Annotated in this window: 16 protein-coding genes; 7 read left to right on the forward strand and 9 right to left on the reverse strand. The window is 55.3% G+C overall.

The window, feature by feature from the left end; all coding sequences use genetic code 11:
- Positions 1-43 precede the first annotated feature (43 nt).
- Complete coding sequence (gene pyk / locus ACTJKZ_RS03395) at positions 44-1,486, reverse strand: pyruvate kinase (protein WP_161733116.1); 1,443 nt, start codon at positions 1,484-1,486, stop codon at positions 44-46.
- Positions 1,487-1,593: 107 nt separating this feature from the next.
- Entirely contained in the window at positions 1,594-2,472 is an 879-nt protein-coding gene (locus ACTJKZ_RS03400) for a MurR/RpiR family transcriptional regulator (protein ID WP_202604894.1), read from the reverse strand.
- 364 nt (positions 2,473-2,836) lie between these two features.
- Here ACTJKZ_RS03400 and zwf point away from each other — a divergent pair, with 364 nt between their 5' ends.
- Both zwf and ACTJKZ_RS03410 read left to right on the forward strand, forming a co-directional pair.
- Positions 2,837-4,312, forward strand: coding sequence for a glucose-6-phosphate dehydrogenase (zwf, locus tag ACTJKZ_RS03405; protein WP_033732917.1), 1,476 nt, complete (start codon positions 2,837-2,839; stop codon positions 4,310-4,312).
- A gap of 444 nt (positions 4,313-4,756) precedes the next feature.
- Complete coding sequence (locus ACTJKZ_RS03410; protein ID WP_010258674.1) at positions 4,757-5,395, forward strand: bifunctional 4-hydroxy-2-oxoglutarate aldolase/2-dehydro-3-deoxy-phosphogluconate aldolase; 639 nt, start codon at positions 4,757-4,759, stop codon at positions 5,393-5,395.
- 34 nt (positions 5,396-5,429) lie between these two features.
- On the opposite strand, the gene purT is transcribed toward ACTJKZ_RS03410, so the two are convergent.
- Positions 5,430-6,608: a formate-dependent phosphoribosylglycinamide formyltransferase gene (gene purT, locus ACTJKZ_RS03415; RefSeq protein WP_161733114.1), complete on the reverse strand. Its 1,179-nt coding sequence runs from the start codon at positions 6,606-6,608 to the stop codon at positions 5,430-5,432.
- Between the two features lie 167 nt (positions 6,609-6,775).
- Between purT and ACTJKZ_RS03420 the strand changes: the two genes are divergently transcribed.
- Together ACTJKZ_RS03420 and ACTJKZ_RS03425 are read left to right on the forward strand one after the other, a co-directional pair.
- On the forward strand, positions 6,776-7,432 hold the full coding sequence (locus ACTJKZ_RS03420; RefSeq protein WP_161733188.1) for a tellurite resistance TerB family protein: 657 nt from the start codon (positions 6,776-6,778) through the stop codon (positions 7,430-7,432).
- Positions 7,433-7,558: 126 nt separating this feature from the next.
- Positions 7,559-9,622 (forward strand): prolyl oligopeptidase family serine peptidase, encoded by a 2,064-nt coding sequence (locus ACTJKZ_RS03425; protein WP_161733112.1) that lies wholly within the window; start codon positions 7,559-7,561, stop codon positions 9,620-9,622.
- Here ACTJKZ_RS03425 and exoX read toward each other — a convergent pair.
- Positions 9,616-10,284, reverse strand: a complete 669-nt coding sequence (exoX, locus tag ACTJKZ_RS03430) for an exodeoxyribonuclease X (RefSeq protein WP_161733186.1) — start codon at positions 10,282-10,284, stop codon at positions 9,616-9,618. The two genes, ACTJKZ_RS03425 and exoX, sit on opposite strands and share 7 nt — an antisense overlap.
- Positions 10,284-10,517 (reverse strand): DNA polymerase III subunit theta, encoded by a 234-nt coding sequence (locus tag ACTJKZ_RS03435; protein ID WP_440829220.1) that lies wholly within the window; start codon positions 10,515-10,517, stop codon positions 10,284-10,286. Before ACTJKZ_RS03435 ends, exoX begins: the two co-directional genes overlap by 1 nt.
- Positions 10,518-10,667: 150 nt before the next feature.
- Here ACTJKZ_RS03435 and copC point away from each other — a divergent pair, with 150 nt between their 5' ends.
- The 3 genes from copC to ACTJKZ_RS03450 are packed head-to-tail and all read left to right on the forward strand — an operon-like array spanning position 10,668 to position 12,301.
- Complete coding sequence (gene copC, locus ACTJKZ_RS03440; RefSeq protein WP_253418874.1) at positions 10,668-11,045, forward strand: copper homeostasis periplasmic binding protein CopC; 378 nt, start codon at positions 10,668-10,670, stop codon at positions 11,043-11,045.
- A gap of 4 nt (positions 11,046-11,049) precedes the next feature.
- Complete coding sequence (gene copD, locus ACTJKZ_RS03445) at positions 11,050-11,925, forward strand: copper homeostasis membrane protein CopD (protein WP_440829221.1); 876 nt, start codon at positions 11,050-11,052, stop codon at positions 11,923-11,925.
- Positions 11,926-11,953: 28 nt separating this feature from the next.
- Positions 11,954-12,301, forward strand: coding sequence for a YebY family protein (locus tag ACTJKZ_RS03450; RefSeq protein WP_161733105.1), 348 nt, complete (start codon positions 11,954-11,956; stop codon positions 12,299-12,301).
- 300 nt (positions 12,302-12,601) lie between these two features.
- Here the strand turns inward: ACTJKZ_RS03450 and ACTJKZ_RS03455 are convergent, their stop codons facing one another.
- From ACTJKZ_RS03455 to ACTJKZ_RS03470, 4 genes are all read right to left on the reverse strand, one after another.
- Positions 12,602-13,666, reverse strand: coding sequence for a phage integrase (locus ACTJKZ_RS03455; protein ID WP_440829222.1), 1,065 nt, complete (start codon positions 13,664-13,666; stop codon positions 12,602-12,604).
- A gap of 105 nt (positions 13,667-13,771) precedes the next feature.
- A complete protein-coding gene (locus ACTJKZ_RS03460) occupies positions 13,772-13,987 on the reverse strand; it encodes an ogr/Delta-like zinc finger family protein (RefSeq protein ID WP_069026604.1) in 216 nt (71 codons plus the stop codon).
- 78 nt (positions 13,988-14,065) lie between these two features.
- Positions 14,066-15,241, reverse strand: coding sequence for a phage late control D family protein (locus ACTJKZ_RS03465; RefSeq protein ID WP_440829223.1), 1,176 nt, complete (start codon positions 15,239-15,241; stop codon positions 14,066-14,068).
- Positions 15,238-15,765, reverse strand: a complete 528-nt coding sequence (locus ACTJKZ_RS03470; RefSeq protein ID WP_440829224.1) for a phage tail protein — start codon at positions 15,763-15,765, stop codon at positions 15,238-15,240. The genes ACTJKZ_RS03465 and ACTJKZ_RS03470 overlap by 4 nt, the downstream gene beginning before the upstream one ends.

A 15,765-nucleotide genomic window follows, 5' to 3' on the forward strand; every position in this document is an offset into this window, starting at 1 on the left:
TCGCGTCGTTGATTCTACACCGACAATGTCAACGCGGGCGCAATTAATCCACGCGCAGCACACGAGTCGTATTGGTGGTGCCGGTGGCGCCCATTACATCACCCTGCGTCACGATGACCAGATCGCCGGAAACCAGGAAACCTTTATCGCGCAGCAGATTAACCGCGTCGTGTGCGGCCGCGACACCGTCGTTGTTACTGTCGAAGAACACCGGCGTCACACCGCGATAGAGCGCGGTAAGATTCAGCGTGCGCTCATGGCGCGACATCGCAAAAATCGGCAGGCCCGACGTGATACGTGAGGTCATCAGTGGAGTACGGCCCGACTCGGTCATGGTGATGATCGCGGTGACGCCCTGCAGATGGTTTGCGGCGTACATGGAAGACATGGCGATCGCTTCTTCGACGTTGTCGAACTGCACATCCAGACGGTGCTTGGAGACGTTGACGCTCGGGATTTTCTCCGCGCCCAGGCAGACCTTCGCCATCGCTGAGACGGTTTCCGCCGGATACTGACCCGCTGCGGTTTCCGCAGAGAGCATCACAGCATCGGTGCCATCCAGTACGGCGTTAGCCACGTCCATCACTTCTGCGCGAGTTGGCATCGGGTTCGTGATCATCGACTCCATCATCTGCGTCGCCGTAATGATGGTGCGGTTAAGCTGACGGGCACGACGAATCAATGCTTTCTGAATGCCGACCAGTTCCGGATCGCCAATCTCAACGCCCAGGTCGCCACGCGCAACCATCACCACGTCTGAGGCCAGAATGATGTCATCCATCGCTTCCTGACTGGCGACCGCTTCGGCACGTTCCACTTTAGCGACCAGCTTAGCGTCACAACCCGCTTCACGCGCCAGACGACGCGCCAGGTTCATATCTTCGCCACAGCGTGGGAAAGAGACAGCCAGATAATCGACGCGGATCTTAGCGGCGGTGATGATGTCTGCCTTGTCTTTTTCGGTCAGCGCTTCAGCTGACAGGCCGCCACCCAGCTTGTTAATGCCTTTGTTGTTCGACAGCGGGCCACCCACGGTGACCTCGGTGAAGACTTTCGTATCCTGAACTTCCAGCACCTTCAGCTGCACGCGACCATCATCCAGCAGCAGGATATCGCCCGGCACCACATCTTCAGGCAGACCTTTGTAGTCGATACCGACGCGCTCTTTATCGCCTTCGCCTTTACCCAGGCTCGCATCCAGCAGAAAACGGTCGCCAATATTCAGGAAAACTTTGCCTTCTTTGAAGGTCGAAACACGAATTTTTGGACCCTGGAGGTCACCAAGAATAGCCACGTGGCGGCCCAGCTTTGCGGCAATCTCACGCACTTTATCGGCACGTAGCTGATGGTCTTCTGCGGTGCCGTGAGAGAAGTTGAGTCGTACAACATTCGCACCGGCAGCGATGATTTTTTCGAGGTTATTATCACGATCGGTAGCCGGGCCGAGGGTTGTTACGATTTTGGTTCTTCTGAGACGTCTTGACATCGAGGACTCCGTAAACATTTAAGCGTGTCCGGGTCTGTGGACACAGCATGGTTATCTATTCTATATGATCGACGGGTTGTGATACGACTCACATTGTAAATGTGATGTTAATTTTTTTGCTGATCACTCTCTTCCCGAATGGTGTTCTTTTCGTAACGCGACGCTTTCAACGCCTCTTTCACGCGTTTCAGGTTTTCCCGGAAGGGAGCTCCCCGTTCCAGGGTAAAACCGGTCGCCAGCACATCGATCACGGTTAACTGCGCCAGGCGCGACACCATCGGCAAATAGACATCCGTATCTTCCGGTACATCAAGCACTAAAGCTATCGCTGCTTCATGGGCAAGGGGTGAATCGGGAGAGGTGATGGCAATAACGGTGGAACCGTTTACACGGGCCAGGCGAGCCAGTTCTACCATATTTTTTGTGCGTCCAGTATGCGAAATGAGAACAAAAACGTCACCGGCTCGACTATTTATGCAACTCATGCGCTGGATCACAATATCGTCCGACCAGATTACCGGCAGATTAAAGCGCAGAAATTTGGTAAAGGCATCATGCGCCACGACTGCGGACGCTCCCAGCCCGAAAAAGGCGAGTTTGTCGGCCTGCGCAAGCAGGGTGACGGCCTGTTGCAACTGCGTGCTGTTTAGTTGATCCCGCACACGCTGCAGTCCAGCCAGCGCCGAGTCGAAGATCTTGTGGCTGTAGTTCTCCACACTGTCGTCATCCTCCACGCCCCGGCTGACCCAACTGCTGCTTTTCACCAGACTCTGCGCCAGTTGCAGTTTAAAGTCAGGAAAGCCGCGTGCGCCAAGGTGATGGCAGAAGCGATTTACGGTGGGCTCACTCACGCCGGCAACGCCTGCCAGCGTCGCAATGCTGGAGTGCATTGCCGCCTGGGGTGCAGCCAGAATCTGCCGGGCGACTTTCTGTTCCGCTTTGCTCAGCGCAGCAAACTGCGCTTCAATTTTTTCCAGCATATTCATAAGCCGATAACCATTATCACTTTTATCAATTTCAATTATCACTGTCGCAGGAGGCGATTAACAGCGACTATATCGCGCCAGCACCCGGCGAGCGCAACGGCTGACAAGCCGATAGCGCTTTTTTTTGGGATACTTTGACCGATGCCAGATTTTCCTGACACCAGCAGACACAGAAAAAACCGGCAATCCGCACGTGTCATCACACGCGCTCAGCGTATCCGGTACAGAGTTAATGCGGTTGACCCGGCGAGTCGGTTTACCTGGCGCGGGGAAAAAAGTACATTGTGCTGAAAGAAAATAATAACCTGGACCCGGTGGCAGAGGATGCATCACCACCGGACTATCCTGCAACGAGGAGAGGAAAATGGCGGTAACACAAACAGCCCAGGCATGCGATCTGGTGATTTTCGGTGCCAAAGGCGATCTTGCACGCCGTAAACTGTTGCCTTCACTGTACCAGTTAGAGAAAGCGGGTCAGATCCACGAGGAAACCCGCATTATTGGTGTCGGCCGTGCCGAGTGGGACAAAGCGGAATACACCAAAGTGGTACGTGAAGCGCTGGAAACCTTCATGAAGGAGAAGATTGACGAAGCGCTGTGGGACAAACTCAGCAATCGTCTCGACTTCTGCAACCTCGATGTTAATGACACCACGCACTTCCCGAAACTGGGCAAGATGCTGGACCAGAAAAACCGCACCACCATTAACTACTTCGCGATGCCGCCGAGCACCTTTGGCGCGATCTGTCAGGGACTGGGCACCGCGAAGCTGAATGCGAAACCGGCGCGTGTCGTGATGGAGAAGCCGCTGGGTACCTCACTGGAAACCTCGCAGGAGATCAACGACAGCGTTGGTGAATACTTCGATGAGAGCCAGGTGTTCCGTATCGACCACTATCTCGGCAAAGAGACCGTGCTTAACCTGCTGGCGCTGCGCTTTGCGAACTCTATCTTCGTGAACAACTGGGATAACCGCACCATCGACCACGTGCAGATCACGGTGGCTGAAGAGGTGGGTATCGAAGGCCGCTGGGGTTACTTCGATAAAGCGGGTCAGATGCGTGACATGATTCAGAACCACCTTTTGCAGATTCTGACCATGATCGCCATGTCGCCGCCGTCCGATCTTAGCGCCGACAGCATCCGTGACGAAAAAGTTAAAGTGCTGCGCTCGCTGCGCCGCATCGACCAGACCAACGTGCGTGAGAAAACCGTACGCGGTCAGTACACTGCGGGCTTTGTACAGGGTAAAAAAGTGCCAGGCTACCTGGAAGAAGAGGGTGCCAATAAAACGAGCGCTACGGAGACTTTCGTCGCAATTCGTGTCGATATCGACAACTGGCGCTGGGCAGGCGTGCCGTTCTACCTGCGTACCGGCAAGCGTTTACCGACCAAGTGTTCCGAAGTCGTGGTCTACTTTAAAAACCCTGAGATGAACCTGTTCAAAGATTCCTACTCAGAGCTGCCGCAGAACAAGCTGACCATTCGTCTGCAACCGGACGAGGGCGTGGATATCGAGATCCTGAACAAAGTGCCAGGCCTCGATCACAAGCACAAGCTGCAGACCACCAAGCTGGATCTGAGCTACTCCGAGACGTTCAACCAGTCGCACCTTGCCGATGCTTACGAGCGTCTGCTGCTGGAGAGCATGCGCGGTATCCAGGCGCTGTTTGTGCGTCGCGATGAAGTTGAAGCCGCATGGACCTATGTCGATTCCATTATTGAAGCCTGGGCGGCGGATGGTGACTCTTCCAAGCCGTATCAGGCCGGCACCTGGGGCCCGGTAGCCTCGGTGGCGATGATCACCCGCGATGGCCGCTCATGGAACGAGTTTGAATAACTGAAGTGATGATGAAGCCCGTAACGCGGTGGTGAGATGGGTGATTATATCAGCCCGGTCTGTTGTAAGACTGTGACTGCGAAAGGAACACGGTCAGATCGGAAAGGCGCTTGCGCCAATCCCTGGCCGCTCGGCCCGCGCCGTCCATGGCGCGGGACGCTTTCCTCCTCTGCCCGTGTTCCCTGCGCCTTAAACTAAGACATTGCGGCCAGGCAAATACGAAACCTGGCTTCATCTGCAGTTACAGCCCGCAATGCGGGCTTTTTTTTCGCTTTTAAACCGGGCCAGCGGATACGAATAAAACTGAACTGCTGTTTCAAAATCGGTGCAGGAGGATAGACGCTCAGGAAGCGGATCATGTATGGTAGTGACGCAAATTACAGGGCAGGAGCCGATGCTCCATGACCGGGCCACAATCCCGGTGTTATCAAGCAAGGGGAACTGATGAAAAACTGGAAAACGAGTGCTGAACAGATTCTGACCACCGGACCTGTCGTGCCGGTCATCGTGGTGAACAAACTGGAACACGCTGTGCCGATGGCGAAAGCGCTGGTGGCAGGCGGTGTCAGAGTGCTGGAAGTGACGCTGCGCACGCCCGTAGCGATGGATGCACTGCGTGCGATGATCAAAGAAGTGCCGGATGCGATCGTCGGGGCAGGAACGGTGATTAATCCGCAGCAGTTACAGGAAGTGACCGATGCCGGTGCGCAGTTTGTTATCAGTCCTGGCGTAACAGAATCGCTGCTGAAAGCGGCGGTTGAAGGGCCGGTTCCGTTGATTCCGGGCATCAGCACCGTTTCAGAGTTAATGACCGGTATGGACTATGGTCTGCGCGAGTTTAAGTTTTTCCCGGCAGAAGCGAATGGCGGCGTGAAAGCGCTGCAGGCGATTGGCGGACCTTTTCCGCAGGTACGTTTCTGTCCGACCGGCGGCATCTCTCCCGCCAACTACCGTGACTACCTGGCGCTGAAAAGCGTGCTGTGCATCGGCGGCTCCTGGCTGGTACCCAACGACGCCCTGGAAGCGGGCGACTGGGATCGCATCACCCGCCTGGCACGCGAAGCTGTCGAAGGCGCGAAGTAAGTAATGGCGGTGAGCGTCTGCTCACCGCACAAATTTACCCCTGAACCGTCACCGCCGCTGCGCTGGCCACTGCACGCGCAATCGCCTGCGTGGTGCTGTCACCGCTGGCCAGCGCAACGCCAAGACGACGCTGCCCGCTGATCTCCGGCTTCCCGAACAGCCGCAGCTGCAGACCGGCCCCCAGTGCTGCTTCGACATTCACAAACTGCACATTCTGGCTGGTCAGTTGCGGCAGGATAACGGCAGATGCCGATGGACCATACTGACGAATCCCGCCAATCGGCAGACCCAGGAACGCCCGTACGTGCAGCGCAAACTCTGACAAATCCTGTGAAATCAGCGTCACCATGCCGGTATCATGAGGACGAGGTGATACTTCACTGAACACCACCTCATCACCGCAGACAAACAGCTCAACGCCAAACAGGCCATAGCCGCCCAGCGCCTTCACCACCTGCGCGGCAACATCCTGCGCTCGCTGCAGCGCCAGTTCACTCATCTGCTGTGGCTGCCAGGATTCACGATAATCGCCATCCTCCTGACGGTGACCAATCGGCGCACAGAAGTGAATCCCGTCGACCGCGCTGATGGTCAGCAGGGTGATCTCAAAATCGAAGTTAACAACGCCTTCGACGATGACGCGACCGGCACCGGCGCGGCCACCCTGTTGCGCATAATCCCAGGCTTTCTCAAGCTGACTGACGTCGCGGATAAAGCTCTGACCTTTGCCGGATGAACTCATCACCGGCTTTACAATGCACGGGAAGCCGATTTCGGTTGTGGCTTCATCAAAACGCGCTTTGCTGTCGGCAAAGCGATAGCTTGAGGTCGGCAACGCCAGCTCTTCAGCCGCAAGGCGACGAATGCCTTCACGATTCATAGTCAGCTTTGCGGCGCGGGCGGTCGGAACCACGCGCTGGCCCTGCTGCTCCAGCTCAACCAGTGTATCTGTAGCGATGGCTTCAATTTCCGGCACCACAAAGTCTGGCTTCTCTTCGGCAATCAGCGCAGCCAGCGCTGCGCCATCCAGCATATTAATCACATGACTGCGATGGGCGACATGCATCGCCGGGGCATCGGCGTAACGATCAACTGCGATGACTTCCACACCCAGACGCTGACACTCCAGCGCCACCTCTTTACCCAGTTCACCTGAACCCAATAGCATTACGCGCGTCGCCGCCGGACGCAGCGCTGTTCCGAGAGTCGTCATACATTCCTCTAAGCAGTCAAAATTCGCGCGCAAGTATAAACGAAAACGTTTGCGTTCTCATCTTTCGTCCATACGACACCGCCGTTTGCCGTACTTTTCCCGCTCTGACGTTTCCTGACATCCTTTTGGTCAGGATAGCGGGCTGACATCTCAAAAAGGAGTGGATGATGAACAACTGGTTGCAACAGATTCAGTCGGTACTGACTAAGAAGGGCGGTGAAAGCAAATCGGGCAGCGGCTTAAGTGACATGCTGGCGCCGGGTGCGCTGGGCGGTCTGGCCGCAATGCTTGTCTCCAGTAAGTCTTCACGCAAACTGCTGACAAAATATGGCGGTAAAGCGCTGATTATTGGTGGTGGTGCGACCGCAGGAGCGTTGCTGTGGAACAAATACAAGCAGCGGGTCAGCGAAGCGCACCAGAATGAACCTGACTTTGGCGTGGCCCAGACGCCAGTCGATCAGCGCGCTGAACGTCTGGTCACGGCGCTGGTGTTTGCCGCTAAAAGTGACGGACACATCGACGATCAGGAGCGGGCAGCTATTGAGCAGAATATTCATCAGTCCGGTTACGGCCAGGATGCAGAGCAGCTCATTCAAAAAGCGATGAACCGCCCGCTGGATCCGCAGTGGCTGGCCGCCGATGTGAAAAATGAGGAAGAGGCGCTGGAGCTTTACTTCCTGAGCTGTGCCGCTATTGACGTCGATCACTTTATGGAACGCAGCTATCTCTCCGCGCTGGGCGACGCGCTGAAAATTCCTCAGGATGTGCGTGACGGCATCCAGCAGGATCTGGAGGCTGAAAAAGCCCGTCTGCCCGCCGGTTAATCCTTTCAAACGTCCGCTGGCAGGTCACAGAACGTGATTCGTCAGCGGCAGCTTCTCTCGTCATACCTGGCTTCCCACGGCTGAAGTGTTACGCTTACAGATCATTACGTTCACGGAGACGGATGGATGAAAGCACCCATCGCAAAAAAAATTCCCCATGAGATGACGCTGCATGGTGAGACGCGCGTTGACGACTACTACTGGCTGCGCGACGACAAACGCGAAAACAGCGAGGTTCTTGATTACCTGCGTGCCGAAAACAATTACGGCAAAAAAATCATGTCATCGCAGCAGCCGCTGCAGGACCGGGTTTTAAAAGAGATTATCGATCGACTGCCGCCGGAAGATCACTCTGTGCCCTATGTGAAAAACGGTTATCGCTATCAGAGCCGCTATCAGAGTGGTAACGAATATCCGGCTTATTACCGTCAACCGGCAGCAAGCGAGGAGTCTGGCGAGTGGAGCCTGCTGCTGGATGCTAACCAGCGCGCCTCGCACAGCGATTTTTACACGATGGGCGCGCTGCACATCAGCCCCGATAACCGGGTGATGGCGCTGGCCGAAGATTTCCTGTCGCGACGCCAGTACGGCATCCGGTTCCGCAACCTGGAGAGTGGCAGCTGGTATCCTGAAGTGCTGAGTAACGCCTCATCCAGCTTCGCCTGGGGCAACGACTCGCGCACGATCTACTATGTGCGGAAACATCCGCAGACGCTGCTCTCTTATCAGGTGTGGCGACATGAACTGGGGATGCCGCAGTCGGAGGACAAGCTCGTCTACGAAGAGCAGGATGACACTTACCATCTCAGCGTGCACAAGAGCACCTCTAAGCAGTTCATCATGATTGCGCTCTACAGCACCAACACCAGTGAAATTCAGCTTATCGATGCGAACTTCCCCGATGCGCAGCCACATGTCTTTCTGCCGCGCCGTCGCGACCATGAATACAGCATCGACCATTACGATCATCAGTTCTTCATTCGCTCAAACCGCGAAGGCAAAAACTTCGGTCTCTACCGCAGCCGCTATCTGGACGAGTCACGCTGGGAAACACTCATCCCGGCGCGGGAACAGGTGGTGATGGAGGATTTCCAGCTATTCCGCGACTGGCTGGTGGTTGAGGAGCGCCAGCGCGGTTTAACCAGCCTGCGTCAGATTAACTGGGCCAGCGGCGAAACCAGCGGCATCGCCTTTGACGATCCGACCTATGTGACCTGGCTGGCCTATAATCCGACGCCGCGTACCAGCAAACTGCGCTACGGCTATTCGTCGATGACCACGCCGACCACGCTGTTTGAACTGGATATGGATACCGGCGAACGCCGCATCCTGAAGCAGAGCCAGGTTAAAGGCTTTAACGCGGAAGATTACAAAAGTGAGCACCACTGGATTAAAGTCAGCGATGGCACTGAAGTGCCGGTGTCGCTGGTCTATCACCGCAAACATTATCAGCCCGGTCAGAACCCGATGCTGGTCTATGGCTATGGTGCCTACGGCAGCAGCATGGATGCCGATTTTAGCGTCAGCCGTCTGAGCTTGCTGGATCGCGGCTTTGTCTATGCGCTGATACAGGTGCGCGGCGGCGGTGAGCTGGGGCAGCAATGGTATGACGGCGGTCGCCTGCTGAACAAAATGAACAGCTTTACCGACTTTATTGATGTCACGGATGCGCTGGTGGCGCGCGGCATCGGCCACCCGGAACGGCTCTATGCGATGGGGGGCAGTGCAGGCGGCCTGCTGATGGGTGGCGTGATTAATCTGGCGCCTCAGCGGTTCCACGGCGTCGTGGCGCAGGTGCCGTTTGTGGATGTGGTCACCACCATGCTGGATGAGTCAATTCCGCTGACCACGGGTGAATATGACGAGTGGGGTAACCCCAACGATCCGGAATATTACTACTACATCCGCCAGTACAGCCCCTATGACAACATTGAGGCGAAAACGTATCCCCACCTGCTGGTCACGACCGGCCTGCATGACTCACAGGTGCAGTACTGGGAACCGGCCAAGTGGGTGGCGAAGCTGAGAGCGATGAAAACCGATAACAACCTGCTGCTGCTCTGCACCGATATGGATTCCGGTCACGGCGGGAAGTCGGGGCGTTACAAAGCCTACGAGGGCATCGCGATGGAGTACACCTTCCTGCTCGGACTGGCACAGGGTACCCTGCCGCCAGCTCAGGACTACTGAGACTCCGACAGGTACTTATTCAGCGCCTGCCGTAATGGCGGGCGCAGATCGCTAACATTATTCAGCACCCACTTCAGGTAGCTCGGATCCTTTCTCGCAATCACTGCAATCGCCTGGCCGCGGTATTTGCCGAACGGCAGAATATCGTCGCGCTGGGCCGCTGGTTGTGAACGCACAATCATCTCGGAGGCCCCCCAGCCGGAGACCTCCATAATGCGAATCAGCAGCGCCGCTGTGACATAGCAGTCATAGAGTGCGCGGTGGGCATGCAGGTCAGCAGGCGGCGTCACATCCAGCTTCAGCGAATGACGCAGTGCCTGGTTGCCATATTTAATGCCCGGCCAGAGCTGGCGCGCCAGCTGCATGGTGCAGATCCATTCACCGTACATCTCCGGCAGCATCCGGCGATCAAAGCTGGCGTTATGCGCCACGTAGAAAGCACTGCCGTAATAGCGCGGGATCGCCTCTTCAATCGTCGGTTTACCGGCGACCATCGCTTCGGTGATGCGATGCACCGCCATCGCCTGACGGCTGATAGGGCGGTCGGGCAGGGTGAGATCGCTCATCGGATTCACAATCTGACCGTTGACCACATCCACGGACGCGACTTCCACCACGCCGCCCTGCAGACCGCAGGTTTCGGTATCGATAACGCGAAACATCATTGCTTCATCTTCGGTTCATAAGGAAGGCGCGACAGGCTGAGTGACGCCTGGCGGTATTGTATCAGACGCTGACGAAACCAGTCACGCAGCGCTTCGGGCTGCTCCTGCGCCACCATTTCGGCGACGACCGGCATGTTATAGCGCTCTTTGAACGCCACGCCCGCTGCCGCCAAATCGACATTGATCTTGTCTTTCTCTTCCTGGGACAGCACGGCAAGGTTATGGCTCATAATATTCTCCTGACGATAGCCGGCAAAAGTAATGTTTTCGGCGGTCTGAATCAAGGATAAGGATCGCATCGCTGGCCTCGACAGTGCAAATGCAGCAGCGTATCCTTTTGCCACGTTTTTCGCCCTGGCGGCGGTTAAAAGGATGATATTATGCAGAAAAAACCCATTTCCCGCATGGTTATTGCGCTGGCGACAGCCGGACTGATGGCATTCAGCTCGCTGGCCGCCGCGCATGCGCATCTCCAGACTTCTATCCCGTCAGCCAAAGCGCAGGTGACGACATCCCCCGATGCGCTGACGCTGAACTTCAGTGAAGATATTGAAGCGGCCTTCAGCGGCGTTACGTTGCTGGACAGTGAACAGAAGCCGGTCGCGACCGCCAAAGCCCGCGTTGAGTCTGACCAGAAAAATCGCCTGATTGTCGGTCTTTCTCAGCCGCTGAAAGCGGGGAGTTATCAGGTTAACTGGCATGTGCTGTCAGTGGATGGGCATAAAACTGCAGGAAGCTATCGCTTCAGCGTGAAGTAACCCGGTGAACACCTTCTGGATCCTGCTGCGCGGACTGCATTTCGCTGCCGTGATGCTGCTGACCGGCAGCGCCTGTTACAGCGCGCTGCTGGCACCCAGACGCTATCGACTCCTGCTGGCGTTACGGTTAAACCCGCTGGTGAAGGGGAGCGCCTGGCTTGCGCTGCTGAGTGCGCTATTGATGCTGGCCTGTCAGAATGTGCTGATGAGCGGCGACAGTACCAATCTGGCCGATACCGACATCTGGCTGGCGGTGCTCGGCACACATTTTGGTGCGGTGTGGCAGTGGGAAATCATTTTCGGCGTCATGGGCATTTTCGCGCTATTACTGACCGGAAAGCTGCGCCAGCAGGTGTTACTGCTGGCAGGCGTGCTGCAACTGTCCTGCATGGCCCTGATTGGTCACGCCGCAATGCGCGATGGAGTGCCCGGTCTGCTTCAGCAGATCAGCCAGGCAATGCATCTGATTGCGGCGGCGTTTTGGGTGGGGGGATTATTGCCCTTGCTGCTGTTGATGCGCGAGGCGCGCCAGATTGATCGCCGCACCGACGCGATTCGTACCATGATGCGGTTTTCGCGCTACGGTCATCTGGCGGTGGCGTTAACACTGCTGAGCGGCGTGATAAACAGCGTGATGATCTCAGGCTGGCCACTGATGTGGCACGATTCACGCTACATTATATTGTTGCTGTGCAAAATGCTGCTGGTTGCCCTGATGGTGCTGGTGGCGCTGATTAACCGATACTGGCTGGTGCCGCGTTTCCGCCTGGCGGGCAGCGGCACGCAGCAAAAATTTATTCGCATGACGCAGCTTGAACTGCTGCTGGCGTGTGGAGTGGTTGGGCTGGTGAGCGTATTTGCCACGCTGTCGCCAGCCTGAATGTGGTTTAAGAGAGAAAAGGGTAGTTATGTTGCTGAAGAAAGTGATCCCCGCAATCCTGTTGTTATCCGTATGCGGCCAGGCGCTGGCGACACAAATCATTACCGTCAGCCGCTTTGAGATCGGTAAAGAGAAGTGGCCGTTTAACCGTGAAGAGGTGATGCTGACCTGCGAGAAAGATGGAGCAATGTTTGCCATCAACCCGAGCACACTGATGCAATATCCGCTGAACGACATCGCCGACCAGCTGTTCAAAAACAAGCAGGTGAAAGCGCAGCCGATCAGCGTGATTCAGGCCGAAGACAAAGCGCATCCGGGCCAGATGATGAGCCTGCAGCCGATTATTGAGCGCACCCAGGCGCTGTGCGGTAAATAAACCTCTCGGGTGCAGCCTCGCGCTGCGCCCAATCTCCGATTTTTTGCCGTTGCGATCACAAACTGATCCACTTTATGGCCCTGATCCCCGCGTTTGCTGGCATTTCCACCGCGCTGTTCTAACCTTAAATTGCAAGGCGACATCGCCTTCATAAATGCCAACTTTTAGCGCACGGCTCCCTGAGAGCCATTTCCCTGGACCGAATATAGGAATCGTATTCGGTCTTTTTTTGGTTGGCATTTAAAAACAACATCTTAGATTAAAATCAAAGAGTTAAGTGCCATCCTGTTGCCTTCTGTTCTACTCTGCTGGACTCTGTGCCGCCACTTTGTCGCCATTTTTCTTCGCCATCAACGCCAGCGGATTGCAGCGTATTGCATCCTCAAGATGGTCAGGCGCGAAGTGCGCATAACGCATCGTCACCCTGATGTCGGAATGCCCGAGAATACGTTGCAGCACGATGATATTTCCCCCGGCCATCATAAAGTGGCTGGCAAAGCTATGGCGTAGGACATGGCTCATCTGGCCTTCGGGTAATTCAATGCCGGCCAGGCGAATGACCCGATAAAACTGGCGATAGCACTCTGCAAAAAAACGGCCTTCTTTGTCTTTTAATTCGTTATACAGGGCATTGTTGATCGGTACCGAGCGGTTCTTTTTGCCTTTGGTATTGATGAAGGTGATTTTGTTTGGAGCCAATTGTGAGGCTTTAAGATTCGCGGCTTCACTCCAACGGCATCCGGTTGAAAGGCAGATTTTGATAATCAGCGTCAGATCAGGGTTATCGTGAACTTTGCAGGCAGCAAACAGCTTTTGTATCTGGGCTTCAGTCAACCATGCCATTTCTTTCTCTGGCTGATCAAACTCGCGTATATTTTTAAGTGGGTTGGGGTAGCTGATTTCGCCAAGCCGTTCCAGCTCATTAAAAAGAGCGCGCAGAAATGCATGTTCACAGTTAATGGTACCCGGTGAGACCTTTAACGATTTATCACTGATTTTGTATCCGTTCTGTATGAGGCCCTGTAAACGCCGATCCCGATAATGCGCCCAATCCTTCGAAGTAATTGAGGCAGCAACGGGGTTCCCCATGCCATTACAAATAATATTGAGTTTGCCGAGTCGGCCTTTTCTATCACTTAGCGAGCAACCGTGCAGTTTGTACCATAGCTCGATAAGTTCGCTAAGCTTGCGGTTATCCTCTTTCTCAGCCAGCCAGGGTTTAGCCTTCATTTCGTCCTGAGTGTATTGCTCAAAGGCAATGGCTTCGGCACGGGTCCTGAACTGCCGTCTCACTCGTTTGCCCTCCCTCCCGTTGAGATAGCACTCGCAGAGCCACTTACCTGTATTTAATTTCCTTATTGCCATACAGTCCCCCTTGATAAAAGGGGATTAAATTACTGTATATAAAGCCAGTATTCAATGTTTGATTATGGATTTTCAAACATGAAAAAGCCCGCTGAGCGGGCTAAATTAATGCAGAAGGGAAGGTTGCTGTTGGCTGGTGTAGAGTGGCACCTTATTGATTTGCCCAGGCGAGACAATCATTCCAGTCACGGTCTCGTGCGTTTTGAATGTGCAGCTGCAATTAATATTCTGGCACTGGTGATAACGTTCTTTTGTTTCTTTTGAAACATAGCGGCTGCTTTTTGCGTGGGCTGCTGTCTGGCATAAAGGGCAGTGCATCATCATTAATATCCTCAAAAAGGGCAGGGGAGAGCCACTTAGTTTGAATATGCAAATCGCGTTTTGCAAATTACACCCTAATTAAGCTGTTTCCGTTTCACCCTCTGTTTCTGACTGATATTCAATATCTGAAAGCAGCACTTCAAACTCAAGCGTGGTTGTATACCCGCTTCCGCTCAGGCTATGCGTCACCTTACTGATAATCCACGGCTGCGCATCGATCACCGACTTAAAGCCGCTTACCCTGACCGGCGTTTCCGGGTACAGGTCGGCACGCCCCATCGCGAGCGTAAGCGAGAACTCAGCGACGCCGCGCTGCAGCTTATCCCACTTTGCTTTAGCCGCCCGCATCGCTGCCGCTTTCGTCGCATACACTGTGGTCAGCGTAAATATGTTGTCTTCAGTCCCCGCAAGGTAATCACCCTCTCTGGCCTCCGGCGTTTTAGTCGCGGTCGTCTTTTTCTTTTTCGCCGCCGGGTGCTCAAGCGCGCGCAGATGTTTAACCTTCGGCTTTCGCTTCACCTTAACTTTCTTAGGTTTAGGGTCTTTGGTGTGCAGCCAGCTCGCAGAGACGCCAGTGTATGCGCCACGGTCAGCAATGCTGAAGCTGTGCCGGTCACCATCTTGACGCGTGATCGTCATCTGCGGGATTGGCTTTCCGCTGGCGGTTACTCCGTTACCGGGCTGGATAAACAGAAGTCGCCCGGCCTTCACTGCAGCAACTGCGCCATACAGCGTGGCGAGTCGCGTCAGAAATTTGGCGTCTGTCTCCTGCGTCTGGTCGATGTGAGCGACGGCAAGTCCGGCGAATCCATCGGCCAGCATTGGCTTTAAGTTATTGCGCCCGGCTATCTGCGTCACGACTTCCCCCAAGGTTGTGTCGTGATAGGACACCTCCCGGCGGGAATTGAGCGAGCCACGAAAATCAGCACTGCGGGCGCGGATTGTCATGGTGTCCGGCGCGCCGTGGTGCTCAACTTCATCAACGGTGAAATTACCTTTCCCGAAAAGCGTCTGGCCCTTCCAGCCGAGAAACAGCGTTATCACTGCGCCGCGTACAGGCATTGCCAACTGGCCGTCGGCGTCGTCCAGCTCAATATCCAGCTGGTCAGCCTCAAAGCCGCGATTGTCGGTCAGCGTCATCGAGATAAGGCGATCCCGGATATTGGTTGTGACGTCATTAGAGTTAACCTTCACCATGAAATCCGGCGTCAGCTGCGCCCCGGCCTGCACCGGCAGGCTGCTTATCCCGATCATCCGAGCAGCCCCCCTGCAGTTGAAATCAGGCTACCGGCCGCCGACTTCACGCCGTCAATTGCTGACGTGAGCTGCCCTGGCAGATTGCTTGAGCCGCTGATAAGCCCGTCAGCCTGTTTCTTCAGATCGCCAAACATGGACGTCAGAGACTCATCCACGCGCTTAAGGCTCAGGGTAAACATGATTTTGCTGGCCGTTCCGTTGGGGTAGAACTCGCTGAAGGTGTTAGAAATACTCTCGATCACGTACATGCCGTAAATCATGCCGCTGCCGCCAATCAGCGGCCATGCCATCCCCTCGTCGGCCATCAGGCGGATTGTCATCAGCGACAGCGAGCCGCCCGTGATTTCCGGGCGCAGCTCCCCGGATAGCGTGATTTTTTCATCGCCCGGCCCGATAAACTGCGCCGACGGACGCTGCCCGAAGCGGTTGTTAGTGGGCCAGCGGTAGTCGATATTCTGCTGCATATCCCCGTAAGGCAGGGTCTGTCGCATAAACGGCATCATGCCGTAAATCATCATCAT

This window comes from Pantoea sp. 22096, assembly GCF_052045955.1.
GTDB lineage: Bacteria > Pseudomonadota > Gammaproteobacteria > Enterobacterales > Enterobacteriaceae > Pantoea > Pantoea alfalfae.